This is a genomic window from Paracoccus sp. PAR01, from assembly GCF_014851995.1.
GTDB lineage: Bacteria > Pseudomonadota > Alphaproteobacteria > Rhodobacterales > Rhodobacteraceae > Paracoccus > Paracoccus litorisediminis.
Genome location: NZ_JACVAW010000005.1, coordinates 142,503 through 155,243, shown reverse-complemented (window position 1 = coordinate 155,243; position 12,741 = coordinate 142,503). Strand labels below are relative to the sequence as shown.

13 protein-coding genes are annotated in these 12,741 nt (G+C 64.0%); 9 read left to right on the top strand and 4 right to left on the bottom strand.

The features are described 5' to 3' along the window. The first annotated feature begins 16 nt into the window (after positions 1–16). From IB235_RS10965 to IB235_RS10930, 8 genes are read left to right on the top strand one after another with little or no spacing between them, the layout of a single operon-like run. Positions 17–1,480, top strand: a complete 1,464-nt coding sequence (locus tag IB235_RS10965; RefSeq protein WP_192336752.1) for an amidase family protein — start codon at positions 17–19, stop codon at positions 1,478–1,480. Positions 1,481–1,519: 39 nt separating this feature from the next. Then, positions 1,520–1,807 (top strand): 1,2-phenylacetyl-CoA epoxidase subunit PaaB, encoded by a 288-nt coding sequence (gene paaB / locus IB235_RS10960; RefSeq protein ID WP_155040390.1) that lies wholly within the window; start codon positions 1,520–1,522, stop codon positions 1,805–1,807. Beyond that, positions 1,807–2,583: a 1,2-phenylacetyl-CoA epoxidase subunit PaaC gene (gene paaC, locus IB235_RS10955; protein WP_192336751.1), complete on the top strand. Its 777-nt coding sequence runs from the start codon at positions 1,807–1,809 to the stop codon at positions 2,581–2,583. The genes paaB and paaC overlap by 1 nt, the downstream gene beginning before the upstream one ends. A gap of 5 nt (positions 2,584–2,588) precedes the next feature. Further along, positions 2,589–3,113: a 1,2-phenylacetyl-CoA epoxidase subunit PaaD gene (gene paaD, locus IB235_RS10950; RefSeq protein ID WP_192336750.1), complete on the top strand. Its 525-nt coding sequence runs from the start codon at positions 2,589–2,591 to the stop codon at positions 3,111–3,113. 34 nt (positions 3,114–3,147) lie between these two features. After that, entirely contained in the window at positions 3,148–4,224 is a 1,077-nt protein-coding gene (paaE, locus tag IB235_RS10945; protein ID WP_192336749.1) for a 1,2-phenylacetyl-CoA epoxidase subunit PaaE, read from the top strand. Between the two features lie 24 nt (positions 4,225–4,248). Continuing rightward, on the top strand, positions 4,249–5,001 hold the full coding sequence (locus IB235_RS10940; protein ID WP_192336748.1) for a Phenylacetic acid catabolic protein: 753 nt from the start codon (positions 4,249–4,251) through the stop codon (positions 4,999–5,001). A gap of 42 nt (positions 5,002–5,043) precedes the next feature. Continuing rightward, positions 5,044–7,107, top strand: a complete 2,064-nt coding sequence (paaZ, locus tag IB235_RS10935) for a phenylacetic acid degradation bifunctional protein PaaZ (RefSeq protein WP_192336747.1) — start codon at positions 5,044–5,046, stop codon at positions 7,105–7,107. After that, positions 7,104–7,724, top strand: a complete 621-nt coding sequence (locus IB235_RS10930; protein ID WP_192336746.1) for a transferase hexapeptide repeat family protein — start codon at positions 7,104–7,106, stop codon at positions 7,722–7,724. The genes paaZ and IB235_RS10930 overlap by 4 nt, the downstream gene beginning before the upstream one ends. Here the strand turns inward: IB235_RS10930 and IB235_RS10925 are convergent. The 4 genes from IB235_RS10925 to paaG all read right to left on the bottom strand — a co-directional run bounded on the left by IB235_RS10925 (position 7,708) and on the right by paaG (position 10,993). Next, the gene (locus IB235_RS10925; protein ID WP_155040397.1) at positions 7,708–8,307 is read right to left on the bottom strand and encodes a TetR/AcrR family transcriptional regulator; all 600 of its coding nucleotides are present in this window, start codon (positions 8,305–8,307) and stop codon (positions 7,708–7,710) included. The genes IB235_RS10930 and IB235_RS10925 overlap by 17 nt on opposite strands. A 111-nt stretch (positions 8,308–8,418) precedes the next feature. Further along, on the bottom strand, positions 8,419–9,729 hold the full coding sequence (paaK, locus tag IB235_RS10920; RefSeq protein ID WP_192336745.1) for a phenylacetate--CoA ligase PaaK: 1,311 nt from the start codon (positions 9,727–9,729) through the stop codon (positions 8,419–8,421). Positions 9,730–9,764: 35 nt separating this feature from the next. Continuing rightward, entirely contained in the window at positions 9,765–10,190 is a 426-nt protein-coding gene (gene paaI / locus IB235_RS10915) for a hydroxyphenylacetyl-CoA thioesterase PaaI (protein ID WP_211595110.1), read from the bottom strand. 14 nt (positions 10,191–10,204) lie between these two features. Continuing rightward, positions 10,205–10,993 carry a 2-(1,2-epoxy-1,2-dihydrophenyl)acetyl-CoA isomerase PaaG gene (paaG, locus tag IB235_RS10910; protein ID WP_192336744.1) on the bottom strand — a complete coding sequence of 263 codons (789 nt, stop codon included), beginning with the start codon at positions 10,991–10,993 and terminating at the stop codon, positions 10,205–10,207. 101 nt (positions 10,994–11,094) lie between these two features. Here paaG and paaN point away from each other — a divergent pair, with 101 nt between their 5' ends. Next, the gene (gene paaN / locus IB235_RS10905) at positions 11,095–12,741 is read left to right on the top strand and encodes a phenylacetic acid degradation protein PaaN (RefSeq protein WP_192336743.1); all 1,647 of its coding nucleotides are present in this window, start codon (positions 11,095–11,097) and stop codon (positions 12,739–12,741) included.

Below are 12,741 nucleotides of genomic sequence, written 5' to 3'. Positions count from 1 at the left end.
TCCGGGTCGCAGCATCATGGATGAAGTGAAATCCACCCAAGGTTATTCGACGGGAACCCCCGTCGAAAGCCGCCCATCGGCGACCGAGCTTCTGGCCGGGATCCGCGAGGGCCAAATCACCGCCGTCGCGGCGGTTGAGGAGACTTTGTCGCAGATCGCGGGTTGGCAGGATCTGAACGCGGTCGCGCATCTGAATGCCGACGCGGCCCTGCAAGCCGCCCGCGCCGTCGATGCGGGGAAGGTCGCGGGCCCTCTGGCCGGGCTGCCGATCGTGGTCAAGGACAATATACAGGTGGCGGGCCTTCCCGCCGCTGCCGGAACGCCGGGCCTGCAGGATGCCATCGCGGCAGCCAATGCCCCGGTCCTGCAAAAGCTGGTCGAGGCAGGCGCGGTCGTCGTCGCCACCACCAATATGCACGAGCTGGCCTTTGGCATCTCGGGCTATAATCCGACCTATCAGCCCGGTCCGGAAACGGGCGTGCGCAACCCCTATGACCTCAGCCGTTTTGCGGCAGGGTCTTCCAGCGGCACTGGCGCGCTGGTCGGTTCCGGCGCGGTAAGCGCGGGGCTGGGCACGGATACCGGCGGCTCGGTCCGCCTTCCGGCGGCGATCAACGGCGTGGCCGGTCTGCGCCCGACGCTGAACCGCTACCCGACGGGCGGGCTTGTTCCGATCTCGCGCACCCGGGACACTTCGGGCGTGATCGCCGCCAGCGTCGCGGATATCGAACTGTTGGACCGCGTCATTACCGGTGACGACTGTATTGCCGTCCGGGATCTTCGCGGCGTGAAGCTGGGCCTCGCCTCGGATTTCACCGAGGGGCTGGACGCGGATGTCGCCGTTGTCTGGGCCGGGGTCGTCACCCGCCTGCGTGGTGCCGGGGTCGATTTTGTTCAGATCGATGCCAGCGAGATCGTCGCCCTGAACCACGCCGTCAGCTTCCCGGTCGTGATGACCGAGGCGAATGCCCATCTGCGCGACTATCTGGCCGAACACGCGCCACATCTGACGCTTGAGGATGTGGTGGCCCGGATCGCCAGCCCGGATGTGAAGGCCACCTACGAGACCTTCATCCTGCCCGGCAAGCTGCCGAGCCCGACGGGCGATCTGATCGATGGCGCGCCCCTCTATCGTGCGGCAATCGAGATCCACCGCCCCGCGCTGATCGCAGCCTATGACGCGCTTTTCGCGGCAAGCGGCATCGATGCGCTGATCTTCCCGACCTCGCCTTGCGTTGCGGCGCTGGCAGGACCGGAATCGAGCGCCCCTGAGGTCTTCGGGACCTTTATCCGCAATGCCGATCCCGGCTCGAATGCGGGCATTCCGGGCCTGTCCATCGCCGCCGGTCGTGGCCCCGCCACCGGCCTTCCGGTCGGGATCGAACTGGACGGCCCCGTTGGTTCCGACCGTGCGCTGATCGCGCTTGGACTGGCAATCGAAACCCTTCTCGGGCGCATCCAACCGCCCGTTCGCAACTGAATGAACTCGCCTTATTGGCACTCGAGGGAGGACCCAACCATGTCCAAGAATGAATGGCCCCTGTGGGAGATCTTCATCCGTGGTCAGCATGGCCTGAACCACCGCCATGTCGGCAGCCTGCACGCGCCGGATGCTGAAATGGCGATCTGCAACGCCCGCGACGTCTATACCCGCCGCAATGAGGGTGTCTCGATCTGGGTGGTGCGCTCGAATGACATCACCGCCTCGTCGCCTTCGGAAAAGGGCCCGCTGTTCGAGCCTGCTAATTCCAAGGTCTATCGCCACCCGACCTTCTTCGACATCCCCGAAGAAGTGGGGCATATGTGATGGGCGCCGCGATCGAAGCGGTCGACCGCGCCGCATATGCCGATTGGCTGCAAAGGGTCGGGGACAATGCCCTGATCCTTGGCCACCGGGTCTCGGAATGGTGCGGGCATGGCCCGGCACTGGAAGAAGACATCGCGCTTTCCAACGTGGCGCTGGACCTGATCGGGCAATGCCAGCTGTGGCTGGGTCTTGCCGCCGAGGTCGAGGGCAAAGGCCGCAGCGCCGATAACCTCGCCTTCCTGCGCGACGCGGGTGCCTTTCGCAACGTGTTGCTGGTCGAACGTCCGAATGGCGATTTCGCCCAGACGCTGATGCGCCAGTTCCTGTTCGATGCCTTCCATATCGAACTGCTCCGCGCTTTGGGCAAATCGACCGACCCGCGCGTCGCCGAGATCGCCGCCAAGGCCGAAAAAGAGGTGGCCTATCACCTTGAACGTTCGGCCGATCTGGTGATCCGGCTGGGCGATGGCAGTGCGGAAAGCCACGCGCGGATGGAAAAGGCGCTGAAATCGCTTTGGGCCTATACCGGCGAGATGTTCCTTGACGACGCGACCGATCAGGCCTTGGCCGAGGCGGGCATAGCCCCCTTGCCGTCCAGCCTGAAAGCCGCTTGGGATAAGACCGTGACTGCGGTTCTGGCTGAGGCCACGCTGACCCATCCGGGTCAGGCATGGCAGCACAAGGGCGGCAAGCAGGGCATCCACTCCGAGCATCTGGGCTTCCTTCTGGCCGAGATGCAGTTCCTGCAACGCGCCTATCCCGGCGCAAGCTGGTAAGCGCCATGGCCGCCGCGATCCAACCCGGCACGGATCAGGTCTGGGACTGGCTGTCACAGGTCCCGGACCCTGAAATCCCGGTGATCAGCCTGACCGATCTGGGCATCATCCGCGATGTCGCTTGGGCTGATGACACGCTGGTCGTCACCGTCACGCCCACCTATTCGGGCTGTCCGGCGACCGGCATCATCAACCTTGATATCGAGACCGCGCTTCGTGGTCACGGGATCGACAAGCTGCGCCTTGAGCGCCAGCTGTCGCCCGCATGGACGACGGATTGGATCACCGAAGGTGGCCGCGAAAAGCTGCGCGCTTACGGCATTGCACCCCCGATCGACGGCACCGCCGCCGACGGGCGGCTGGCCGGGCGCATCGCGCGGCTGGCGGGGTCATCGAACCTGACCATCGCCTGCCCGCGCTGCAACTCGACCCAGACCGAAAAACTCAGCCAGTTCGGCTCGACGCCTTGCAAGGCCAGCTATCGCTGCAAGGACTGCCTCGAACCATTCGACTATTTCAAATGCATCTGAGGATGCATCCCGCTACTCAGGAAGGGACACCCCTATGGCACGCTTCCACACGCTGAAGGTCACCAATGTGCGCCGCGAGACCCGCGATGCCGTGGTGCTGACCCTTGCGCCGCGCGACGAGGATCGCGCCCTTTTCGACTTCACCCAAGGCCAGTATCTGACCTTCCGCCGCGATTTCGACGGCGAGGAACTGCGCCGCAGTTATTCGATCTGCGCCGGTCTCGATGAGGGTTGCCTCAAGGTCGGCATCAAGCGCGTGGATGGCGGCACCTTCTCGACCTGGGCGAATGAAAACCTTGCCCCAGGCGATGAAATCGACGCCATGCCGCCGATGGGCAAGTTCTACACCGCGATCGAGGCGGGTTCGGAAAAGCAGTATCTGGGCTTTGCCGGCGGCTCGGGCATCACGCCGGTCCTGTCGATCATCAAGACCGTTCTGGCACGCGAGCCTCATGCGCAATTCACGCTGGTCTATGCAAACCGCCAGATCAACTCGATCATGTTCCGCGAGGAACTCGAGGATCTGAAGAACCTGTATCTCGGCCGCTTCTCGGTCATCCATGTCCTTGAGCAGGAAGGTCAGGAGATCGACCTGTTCACTGGCCGGATCGACGCGGAAAAAATGACGGCGCTGTTCCAGCACTGGATCGACCCGAAATCCATCGACACTGCCTTCATCTGCGGTCCCGAGCCGATGATGCTGGCCATCGCGGGCTCGCTGAAGGAACACGGGCTGGAAGACGGACAGATCAAGTTCGAACTGTTCGCCAGCAGCCAGCATGGCCGCGCCAAGGCCCGCGCCGTCTCGCGCGAGGCGATTGCGCCGGGCGCCGGGACCGAGGCCACCGTCACTTTGGACGGCGCCACCCGCAGCTTCACCATGGCGCGGCAGGGCGAGACCATCCTTGAAGCCGCCATCGCCAACAATATGGACGCGCCCTATTCCTGCAAGGCGGGCGTCTGCTCGACCTGCCGCTGCAAGGTGGTCGAGGGCGAGGTCGAGATGGCGGTGAACCATGCGCTTGAGGATTACGAGGTCCGCGCGGGCTATGTCCTGAGCTGCCAGGCCTATCCGCTAAGCGAGCGTGTCGTCGTCACCTACGACGAATGAAATCGGAACGAACGGGGGGCCGACATGTCCGAGACGATGAATATCGAGGAATATCTGGCGCAAGGCGGCGTGCTGACCGCGCCGGAAAACGTGCCGGCCCGCTATCGCGGTGAACTTCTGCGCCTGATGTCGAGCTTTGTCGACAGCGAGCTGGCGGCCTCCGCCGGGTTCGCCGCGTCGATCAACTACGCGCCCGGCATCAAGGCGCGCATCGCGGCCAGCCGGATCACGCTGGAAAAGGCCGATCATGCCGAGCGTGTGCTGGGCGTGATGGCCGATTTCGGCACCGATACCGCCCGCTATGAAACCCAGCATGACTGGGCCGCGCGGGTTGGTCGCGATGAGGATCTGGGCGCGACGCGGCTTGGCGGCGACATGCGGCTGTCGGTCCTGCATTACCCGATCAACGGCTGGGTCGATGCGGTGGTGTTGAACGTGCTGCAGGGCCTCGCCACCGGCGTGCAGATGACCGAGCTGACCCGCGTGTCCTACGCCCCCTTGGCCGAGGTCTTTCGCGAGATCGCCCCGCGTGAGGCGCGCCATGCCGAACTGGGCCTAGAGGGGCTGGAACGCATTGTCGCCACCGATGAGGGCCGCGAGGCCACCCGCGCCTCGATCGCCTATTGGCAGGACCGGGTTGCGGCGGGCTTTGGCAGCCTTGCCTCGGCGCGCTACCAGACGCTGGCCAAATTCGGCCTGCGCCACACCCCGAATGAAACGCTGCTTGCCCGCTGGCAGGCGCTTGTGACCCAACGTCTGGCCGCTTTCGGCCTTTGACAGGGGGCGCTGCCCCCGCAGAATTGATCGAGGATAAGACCCATGACCACTCCGCGCCGGCTTGAAAGCTATGTCTGCGGCCGCTGGACCCCCGGCGCGAAGGACGGACAGACGCTTCTGGACGCAGCGACGGGCGAAGCCGTCGCGCTGATCGACTCGACCGGGCTCGATTTCGCGGGCTCGCTGGCCTATGGCCGCGAGGTTGCGGGGCCGAAGCTGCGCGCCATGTCCTTCCATGACCGCGCCGCCATGCTCAAGGCGCTGGGTCAGGCCCTGATGGGCATGAAGGAAGAATTCTACACCGAAAGCCTGAAAACCGGCGCGACCCGCACCGATGGTTGGATCGATATCGAGGGCGGCATCGGCACGATGCTGACCTTTGCATCGAAGGGCCGCCGCGAGCTTCCCAACACCCGCGTGCTGACCGATGGCGATGTCGAGGTTCTGTCCAAGGATCAGACCTTCAGCGCCCAGCATATCCTGACGCCGCTGCAAGGCGTCGCGGTTCATATCAACGCCTATAACTTCCCGATCTGGGGGATGCTGGAAAAGATCGCGCCGACGCTGCTGGCCGGTGTGCCCTGCTTGGTGAAACCCGCCTCGCAGACTGCCTATCTGACCGAGCTGATGGTGCGCCGCATCATCGAGACCGGCATCCTGCCCGAAGGCGCGCTGCAACTGATCTGCGGCTCGGTCGGCGATCTGCTGGACCATGTCACCGGTCAGGACGCGGTGACCTTCACCGGTTCCGCTTGGACCGGTCGCAAGCTGAAATCGCACCCGGCGATCGTCGCGAATTCGGTGCGCTTCACCATGGAGGCCGACAGCCTCAACGCCTCGATCCTTGGCCCCGATGCAGTCGCGGGCACGCCCGAGTTCGACCTGTTCGTCAAGGAAGTCGCGCGTGAGATGACGGTGAAGGCCGGGCAGAAATGCACCGCCATCCGCCGCGTCATCGCACCCCGCGAGCAGGTTCAGGCGCTGGTCGCCGCCCTGCGCGAGCGTCTGGAAAAGACCCCGCTGGGTCTGCCGGGCGCGGAAGGCACGCGCATGGGTCCGCTGGCCAGCTTCGATCAGCGCGTCGAGGTCCGCGAGCGTATCCGCGAGTTGCAAGCCGACGCCGAGATCGTCGCCGGCAATCCCGACGAGGTCCGTCTGGCCTCGGGTGATGCCGAGCGCGGGGCTTTCCTGAACCCGGTCCTGCTTTACGCCGACAAGCCTTTTGCCGCGACGAAGATCCATGAGGTCGAGGCATTCGGCCCGGTCTCGACCGTCATGCCCTATGATGATCTGGACGAGGCGGTCAGCCTTGCGCAGATGGGCAAGGGCTCGCTGGTGTCCTCGGTCTTCACCAATGACGCGAAGGTCGCCGAGGAGGTCGTGATCGGCGCGGCTCCGTTCCATGGCCGTATCCTGATCGGCAACCGCGCCTCGGCCAAGACCTCGACCGGGCATGGCTCGCCGCTTGCGGCGCTGGTCCATGGCGGTCCGGGCCGTGCTGGCGGCGGCGAGGAAATGGGCGGCATCCGCGGCGTCAAGCATTACATGCAGCGCACGGCAGTGCAGGGCGCGCCGCGCCTGTTGTCCGCAGTCACCGGTCGCTGGATCGAGGGTGCCGAGGCGCAGCAGGGCGTCCATCCGTTCCGCAAGTCGCTGGCCGAACTGAACATCGGCGACCAACTGGTCACCGCGACCCGCACCATCACCCTTGAGGATGTCGAGCATTTCGCCAATTTCACCGGCGACACCTTCTACGCCCATATGGATGAGGTCGCGGCCAAGGCGAACCCGTTCTTCGACGACCGCGTGGCGCATGGCTACCTGATCGCGTCCTTCGCGGCGGGTCTGTTCGTCGAGCCGAACCCCGGCCCGGTTCTGGCCAATTACGGCGTCGACAATATGCGCTTCCTGACGCCGGTCTATTTCGGCGACACCCTGCAAGTCCGCCTGACCTGCAAAGAGATCAATCCCCGTGCCAATGCCGAGCATGGCGAGGTCCGCTGGGATTGTCAGGTGACCAACCAGCATGGGGCGGTTGTCGCGCAATATGACGTGCTGACCATGGTGGCCAAGACCTGGCCCGCCATCGCTCAGGCGGCTGAATGAGCCGCATCTACGCCTGGGACGGTATCGTCCCGGTGATTGATCCCACCGCCTTCGTTCATCCCGAGGCGGTGGTCATCGGTGACGTGATCATCGGCCCGGCAGTCTATGTCGGGCCGGGGGCCGTTCTGCGCGGTGATTTCGGGCGGATCATCCTGCAGGCGGGCTGCAATGTGCAGGAGACCTGCGTGATCCATGCCTTTCCCGGCAAGGATGTCGTGGTCGAGGAATTGGGCCATATCGGCCATGGCGCGGTTCTGCACGGCTGCCATGTCGGCCGCAACGCCATGGTCGGCATGAACGCCGTGGTGATGGATGAAGCCGTGATCGGTGAAAACACCATAGTCGCCGCCATGGCCTTTGTGAAGGCCGGGGCGCAGGTACCAGCTAACAGCCTTGCCGTCGGCTCACCCGCCAAGGTGATCCGCGAGTTGTCGGCGGAAGAAATTGAATGGAAACGCCGTGGCACCGGCGTTTATCAGCAGCTTGCGCTGGAAGCACGCGACAAGTTGGTCGCGGCGACGCCTTTGACCGCGCCCGAGCTGGACCGCCGCCGGGCTGAAGCCCCGCGTTACGATCCCTTGGTGCTGGAACGCCGGGGCTTCAGCGAACGGCCTTGATCCCTTCAAGGATCAGGGTCGTCGCCACATCGGCATAATCCTCGCGCGAGATGCGGCCACCGTCGCGAAACCACATATAGACCCAGTTCATCATGCCAAACAGCGACATGGTGACGGGGGTCAACAGGGGGCGTTCGGGATTGTCCAGATCGGGATTGATCTGGCGCAGGACGACGGCGAAATGGCGCACGATCTGCTTTTCGATGGCGAGGATCTCGGCCTTTTGTTCATCAGTCAGGGCCGAGGTCGCGTTCAACTGCACCTTGTGCTGATTGTCCGCGCCCTTATAGGCGTCCAGAACCGTGCCGACCAGCTTGCGCAATTGGGCTTGCGGGTCGAGCGGCTCGACCGAGGCCGCCTCGATCGCCTCAAGGACTTCCTCCAGATGGGTGATGATGATCTCGAAGATCAGCTCGCCCTTGCTGGGATAGTAGTGATAAAGCAGCGCCTTGGACACCTGCCCATGTGCCGCGATCTGCGCCATCGAGGCCTTTTCCATGCCCTGTTCGGCAAAGACGGCGGCCGCGCTGTCCAGAAGCCCGCGCCGTTTTTCATCGAAATCGACTGCCCGTGTCCGAGCCATGAAATCCCTTTCGACCGCCCCATTCAGCGTCCGGTAATTGGACGGGGGTAAAATCCCCCGTCCTTCTAGCTTTATCGTCGCGGCATGTCATGTCCATGCCACGATGCGGCGTCACTCTTTGGGACGGTTGTCCACGACGCGCTTGGCCTTGCCTTCCGAACGGGCGATGCCGTTCGGATCGGCGACGTTGATCTTGGTCGAAACTCCAACCACGCTCTTGATGTGATGCGCGAGTTCCTTGGCCGAATGGGCGCGGGCACTTTCGTCACACATGTCCGGCGTGCATTCGACATGGACGGTCATATTGTCCATGCGGCCCGCGCGCGAAAGCTCGATCTGGAAATGCGGCGCAAGGCCTTTGCATTTCAGGATCTGCTCTTCGATCTGGGTCGGGAAGACATTGACGCCACGCAGGATGATCATGTCGTCGCTGCGGCCGGTGATCTTTTCGATCCGGCGCATCGAGCGTGCGGTGCCGGGCAGAAGGCGCGTCAGATCACGGGTGCGGTAGCGCACCATCGGCAGACCTTCCTTGGTCAGCGTGGTGAAGACGAGTTCACCCAGTTGGCCGTCGGGCAGGACTTCACCGGTCACCGGGTCGATGATCTCGGGGTAGAAGTGGTCTTCCCAGACATGCAGCCCGTCCTTGGTCTCGACGCATTCCTGCGCGACGCCGGGGCCCATGATTTCCGACAGGCCGTAGATATCCACGGCATGCATGTTGAAGGCTTCCTCGATTTCCTGACGCATCGCGTTGGTCCAGGGCTCGGCCCCGAAGATGCCGATCTCGAGCGAGCTTTCGCGCGGGTCCAGTCCCTGGCGGCGGAATTCGTCAAGGATCGACAGCATGTAGCTGGGCGTCACCATGATGATGCGCGGCTTGAAATCGTTGATCAGCGTGACCTGACGCTCGGTCATGCCGCCCGACATCGGGACTACGGTGCAGCCCAGACGCTCGGCGCCGTAATGCGCGCCCAGACCGCCGGTGAACAGCCCGTAGCCATACGAGTTGTGCAGCATGTCGCCCGGACGCCCACCCGCCGCGCGGATCGAGCGCGCGATCAGGTTTGCCCAAGTGTCGATATCGCGCTGGGTATAGCCCACCACCGTCGGCTTGCCAGTCGTGCCGGACGAGCCGTGGATGCGCACCAGCTTTTCGCGCGGCGTGGCGAACATCCCAAAGGGATACGTCTCGCGCAGGTCCTGCTTGTAGGTGAAGGGGAATTTCGCGATATCCGCGAGGGTTTTCAGATCCTCGGGATGGGCGCCATTCTCATCGAAGCGTTTGCGATAGAAGGGCGAATTGTCATAGGCATGCTTCAGCGACCATTGCATGCGGTGAAATTGAAGCTCGGCGATTTCATCGCGCGAAGCGGTTTCGATCGGCTCAAGGCCGGGTGCCATCGGGGACAGGTCTTGCATGGTTTCCTCCCTGCAAACAAGCGGTCCGGTCAGTGTCAGACCGGAAGGTGGGTTCCCTTGACGGTGCGAGAATGGCCGCGGAATTCGGCCACATGTTCACCGTTCTGGTTGGTGATGCGAATGTCATAGATCCCCGAGCGGCCCCGGCGCGAGACTTCGCGCGCGTGGGCCGTCAGCCGGTCTCCGATCCGGCCGGGGACAAGATAGGTGATCGAACAATGCTGCGCCACGGTCAGCTGGTTGTAGCTGTTGCAGGCGAATGCAAAGGCGCTGTCGGCCAGCGTGAACATGTAGCCGCCATGGCAATTGCCGTGGCCGTTCGACATGTCGGCGGTGATCGTCATGGTCAGGTCGGCCTCGCCGGGAGCGATATGGTCAAGGCTCATGTTCAGGCGCTGGCTGGCGGAATCGTCGTTCCACATCGCCTTGGCCGAGGCTTCGGCCAGTTCCTGCGGGGTCATGTCCGAGACGGGTTTCATTGGCCGGTGAACTCCGGCTTGCGCTTTTCAAGGAAGGCAGTGACGCCCTCGGCATAATCCTTGCTGCGCCCGGCTTGACGCTGAAGGTCGCGCTCAAGGTCAAGCTGCTGGTCAAGGCTGTTGGTTGCCGCATCCTGAATCAGTCGCTTGGTCAGGCCCAGACCCAGCGTCGGGCCAGCAGCCAGCGAAGTCGCCAGCGCGACGGCTTCGCTCATCAGCGCCTCGTCATCGACGGCCTTCCAGATCATGCCCCATTCGGCGGCCTTTTCGGCCATTAGCGGCTCGGCGGTCAGGGCCAGAGCCTTGGCGCGCGGCTCACCCAGAATACGGGCAAGGCTCCAGCTGCCGCCGGCATCCGGGATCAGGCCGATTTTCGAAAACGCCTGAATGAATTTTGCGGATTTAGCGGCCAGAACGATGTCGCAGGCCAGCGCGATATTCGCACCCGCACCTGCCGCCACACCGTTCACTGCGCAGATCACCGGCTTTTCCAGCGCGCGGATCAGCCGCAGCGTCGGATTGTAGAACGTGTCCAGCGTCTGGCCCAGATCGGGTGCGGGGCCACCCTTGCGCGGATCGCGGTCGCCCAGATCCTGTCCGGCACAGAAACCGCGTCCCGAGCCGGTCAGCAGCACCGCGCGCACTTCCGGATCGGCATGGGCGCGCTCGATCCCTGCACGCAGGGCCAGATGCATGTCCTCGTTGAAGGAATTGAGCTTTTCCGGACGGTTGAGCGTCAGCGTCAGTACACCGTCGACCAGCGTGGTCAGGACCGTTTCTGTCATTTGGAACTCCCCAGCCCCACTCTCCCCGAGGCTATTGAAGATTTTTGTTGCATAAACCGACCGGTCGGTCAATGATAATGTTCAGTCTTGGGAGGGATGTCATGTCAGAGTTCTTCGACCGCCATCGGCCGATGCTTGACGCTGCGGTGGAAACACTGCGCGCGCGTGAATTCTGGACGCCATTCCCCGAAGTTCCCAGCGGCAAGATCTATGGTGAAACCGCCAAGGAGGACGGCGCGACGGCTTTCGCGGCGCTTTGCGGTCAGCCCTTCTCGATCCCCGGCCACCCCGAGGAAAGCCGCTTGGGTCGCGAAGAATCGCCCTTTGGCCCGCAATTGGGAATCACCTATCCGACGGCATCGGCCCCGGCGCTGATCGCGGCCTCGCAGGGTGCTGCCGATGCCTTGGCCGCTGCCAGAATCGAAGACCGTGTAGGCGTCTGTCTTGAGGCGCTTGCGCGTCTGAACCGCATCAGTTTCCTGATCGGCAATGCGACCATGCACACGACCGGACAGGCTTTCGCCATGGCCTTTCAGGCGGGCGGGCCGCATGCGCAGGATCGCGGCCTCGAGGCCGTGGCCATGGCCTATGCCGAGATGACCCGTTTCGCGGGAACCGCGCGCTGGGAAAAGCCGCAGGGCAAGGCCCAGCCGATCGTGCTGGAAAAGCACTGGTCGGTCATTCCGGTGGGAATATCGCTGGCGATCGGCTGCAACACCTTCCCGACGTGGAACTCCTATTCCGGCCTGTTTGCCAGCCTGGCAGCCGGAAACCCCGTCATCGTCAAGCCGCATCCCGCTGCCATCCTGCCTTTGGCGCTGACCGTGCGCGTGCTACGCGAGGTCTTGGCCGAGGCTGGCCTGCCCGCAAATGCCGTGCTGCTGGCCGTGGACCAGCCGGGGGCCGAGATCACCAAGACCTTGGCAACCGATCCTGCCGTGCGGCTGATCGACTATACCGGCTCGGGCGCGTTCGGGGATTGGCTGCGCAGCAATGCCACGGCGACGATCTTCAGCGAGGAAGCCGGGGTCAATACCGTCACCCTCGCCGCGACGGATGATTTCGACGGCATATGCGCCAATCTGGCCTTCTCGCTGGCGCTTTACTCGGGGCAGATGTGCACCGCGCCGCAGAACATCTATATCCCGAAGGGCGGGATTCCGACCGATCAGGGCCACAAGACATTCGATCAGGTGGCACAAGCATTGGCCGGGGCGATTGACGCGCTGCTGTCCGATCCGGCCCGCGCGGCGGGCATTTGCGGTGCCATCGCCAATCCCGCGACACTGGAGCGGGTCGCAGCGGCCCGCACCACCGGGCGGATCATCCGCGATTCTGCGCCCTCGGGCGAAGGGCGCACTGCCACGCCTCTGCTGCTGGCGCTAAACGATGGGGATGCGGCCTGCCAGCAGGAATGCTTCGGTCCCATCGCCTATCTGATCGCGGTTGAGGATGCCGATACCGGGATTGCCCGCGCCTCTGATCTGGCCCGCCAGAAGGGCGCAATCACCGCCGCGCTTTACGATACCGACGAAGCCCGCATTTCCCGCGCCGTCGCGGCTTTCGCGCGGGCAGGGGTGAACCTGTCGATCAACCTGACCGGCAATATCTTCGTCAACCAGTCGGCTGCCTTCAGCGATTTCCACGTCACCGGGGCCAACCCGGCGGGAAATGCCAGCCTGACCGATACCGCATTCGTCGCCAGCCGCTTCCGGCGGGCGATGTGGCGCCGCCCCGCGGCCGCCTGA